The organism is Kineococcus glutinatus, from assembly GCF_039542765.1.
Taxonomy (GTDB): Bacteria; Actinomycetota; Actinomycetes; order Actinomycetales; family Kineococcaceae; genus Kineococcus_A; species Kineococcus_A glutinatus.
This window is the reverse complement of sequence record NZ_BAABIL010000245.1, coordinates 1-726: the sequence shown is the minus strand read 5'-3', so window position 1 is coordinate 726 and position 726 is coordinate 1. Positions and strand designations below refer to the sequence as shown.

The window sequence follows — 726 nt, the reverse complement described above, 5'->3', positions numbered from 1 at the left end:
TAAGCCGGTGGTTTGTTTTGCCCCTATAAGGGGCTGTTACCGGCAGCATTTCATGCTTCGAACTTTCTTTCTCGTGCACCAATTTTCACAGCTGGTGCTAAAGCACCTTACTTTTTGCTTTTGTTTACTTGCTCTCCCGTAAACGGGTCTACAAATTCTTTAATGCTTATTTGGTCTGCCATGTAATCTTCTTTTAATTGATTTTTTATATATTCTTGTATTTTTTTCGCATTTTTTCCTGCTGTATCTACATAATATCCTCTGCACCAAAAATGTCTATTTCCGTATTTGTATTTTAAGTTTGCATGTCTATCAAATATTATCAAACTACTTTTTCCTTTTAAATAGCCCATTGTTTGAGATATGCTGTATTTCGGTGGAATTTCTAACAACATATGAATATGGTCTGGACAACATTCTGCTTCTATTATGCTTATTCCTTTTCTATCACATAAGTCCCTTAATATTTTTCCTATATCTTGTTTTAACCTTCCATATATTACTTGTCTTCTATATTTTGGAGCAAATACTATATGATACTTACAATTCCATGATGTATGTGATAAACTATTATTATCCATTTAGGATACCTCCCTTTTCTGTCTATGCTACTGCCAGTAACATAAATAGTTTATCATGGGAGGTTTTTTGCTTGAAGCTAAAGCTTATTTTTCTACCACCAGCATAGCTGGTGGTTTATTCATGCTAAAGCGCACAATAAAAAAA

1 protein-coding gene is annotated in these 726 nt (G+C 33.3%); it reads right to left on the bottom strand.

Annotation, left to right across the window (positions count from 1 at the left end; translation table 11 throughout):
• Positions 1 to 107: 107 nt before the first annotated feature.
• Positions 108 to 581, bottom strand: a complete 474-nt coding sequence (tnpA, locus tag ABEB16_RS10220; RefSeq protein WP_324618628.1) for an IS200/IS605 family transposase — start codon at positions 579 to 581, stop codon at positions 108 to 110.
• Positions 582 to 726: the final 145 nt, after the last annotated feature.